Below are 2,289 nucleotides of genomic sequence, written 5' to 3' on the forward strand. Positions count from 1 at the left end.
GGCCGCTACCGCGCGCGCACCGGCGGCGCATTGATCGCCATGTCGGTCCCCACCGCCTCCGCGCAGGGCGGGTCGTCGGGATGGATGTCCGCCCGGCGGTGCAACAGCCGCGCGAGCGCGCCCGCCAGCATGATCGAGTGGTGGATCTGGCACGGCTCGCTCAGATGGTCGGCGGTGTCGAAGAAATCGGTGCGCGGGTAGCGGCTGTCGTTGGGAAGCGCCAGGAAGACCCCGCCATTGCCGACATAGATGCGTCGGATCGCGGCGACGACGTCCGGCCCCGGTGCGTCGTCGGCGAAGCCCGTCGGCAGGCCGCCGATCACGAGCACGCCGCGCGCCGTCTCGTCGCGCACGAACGCCGCGATGAGCGACGCGCCATAGCCGGCGGTGATCGCCGCCCCGGTCGTGCCCGATGGCGGCAGGTGCAGGATGAAGCCGCGCGTCGCTGCCGCGAGCGCGAGGCTGTGACCCGTCCGGTCGCCCCAGGCATTGACTTCGATCCCCGCCGCGCCGCGGGGGTCTGCCATGCCGGCCGCCGACAGGCCCGCCTCCGCCACGCTCACCACCGCCGCGCGCAGGTCGAAGGCGAACAGCGCCGCGAGCATGCGCGACGCGCCCAGCCGCTCGAGCGTCGCGCGGTCGTGGCGGAACATGATCGCCGCGTCCGGCCCCGTCGCCGTCGCCAGCCGCCCGCGCGTGTACTGTGCGATTTCCATCGGCAGGTAGAGCACGTCGCCCCGCCGCAGCACCTCCCGCCAGCGGGCGAACAGGTAGTCGAGCCCGATCCCGACCGCGACGCCCGCATTGACGCACGGCAGGCGCAGGATCGGCTCGATCGTCTCGCAGCGATGTGAGTAGAGCGCGTTCGACCCGGCGAGGATCACCAGCTTCGGCGTCCCGACCGCCGCACCCCGCGCCAGCTTCGCCTCGATCAGCGCGCGCAGGAACCCCTGGTCGAGCCGGCGGTCGAGCACGCAGCCGAACAGCGTCGCGTAGAGCAGAACCGACGCGAGGCAGGCGGCGGCGAGCCTGCGCATCAGACGCGCCCGCGCATCAGAAGCGGAAATACACGAACGGCGCCAGCGTCGGCGCGTAGAACAGCGCCTGCAGGCTGAAGGCGAAGCCGGCCGTCAGCGACGCGGTCTGCAGCCGGGCCGACAGACGGTGCACGGGTGGTGCGGCCAGCACGATCGCCCAGCCGAGGGCGAGGCAGCCCAATGCCTCCGGCAGCGCCAGGGTGCGCGCGTCGCCCAGATGCGTCAGGACCGGCACCGGCGTCGCGATGCGGCCGAGCGCGGGAAGTGCTGCCACGATCAGCCGCGGCAGCGTGACGCCGTCCAGCCCCGCGAGGCCGCGCAGCATCGTCACGCTGGCCGCGAGCGTGCCGGCGCGGAACGGCACCCAGGCCAGCAGCACGCACAGCAGCGTCAGCGCCTGCGCGCAGGCGCCGGGCAGCCGCATCAGCCCCGCCCGTCGCCACGCCGCGTGGATCGCCAGATAGACGCCGTGCAGGCCGCCCCAGGCGACGAAGGCCCAGCCCGCGCCGTGCCAGAGCCCGGCCAGCAGCATCGTCGCCATCAGCGCGCCCGCCTGCCGCCACGCGCCCCGCCGGCCGCCGCCGAGCGGTATGTAGACATAGTCGCGGAGGAACCGGCCGAGGGTGATGTGCCAGCGCCGCCAGAACTCGGCGATGCTGCGGGCCTGATAGGGCGCATCGAAATTGATCGGAAACCGCACCCCGAGCAGGCGCGCCAGCGCGATCGCCATGTCGGAATAGCCCGAGAAGTCGAAATAGATCTGCAGCCCGTAGGCGAGCAGGGCGGTCCACGCCTCCAGCAGCGTCAGCCGCTCGCCGGCGACCGCCGCGGCGAAGCCCGTGTCGGCGTAGTGCGCGAAGGTGTCCGCCAGCACCATCTTCTTGCCGAGGCCGATCAGGAACAGCGTGATCGCCGCCGCCGCCTCCGCCCGGTCGCAGCGGCCGAAGCGGCGCGCGACGAGCTGCGGCATCACCTCGTCGGGGCGGACGATCGGCCCGGCGATCAGGTGCGGGAAAAAGGCGACGAAGCCGGCATAGGGCAGAAACCCGCGATCGGGCTGCGCGCCGCGGCGGGCGTCGGCCAGGAACATGATCTGCTGGAACGTGAAGAAGCTGATCGCGAGCGGCAGCGCCGGGTGCGGCGGCGTCAGGCCCGTGATGCCGGCGGCGAAGTCGGCGTATTTGAACCAGCCGAGCAGCAGCAGGTCGCCGCCGACGCCGGCGGCCAGCAGCCAGCCCGCGCGCCGCGCCCG

The 2,289-nt window shown here is 73.2% G+C and carries 2 protein-coding genes; both read right to left on the reverse strand.

Going from position 1 to position 2,289, the window contains the following annotated elements; all coding sequences use genetic code 11:
* Window positions 1–5: 5 nt before the first annotated feature.
* On the reverse strand, window positions 6–1,037 hold the full coding sequence (locus B8460_RS13765; protein WP_048862181.1) for a hypothetical protein: 1,032 nt from the start codon (window positions 1,035–1,037) through the stop codon (window positions 6–8).
* A gap of 16 nt (window positions 1,038–1,053) precedes the next feature.
* The coding region (locus B8460_RS13770) for an MBOAT family O-acyltransferase (protein WP_048862182.1) at window positions 1,054–2,289 on the reverse strand (1,236 nt) is incomplete at its 5' end.

This window comes from Acidisphaera rubrifaciens HS-AP3 (genome assembly GCF_000964365.1).
Lineage (GTDB): Bacteria > Pseudomonadota > Alphaproteobacteria > Acetobacterales > Acetobacteraceae > Acidisphaera > Acidisphaera rubrifaciens.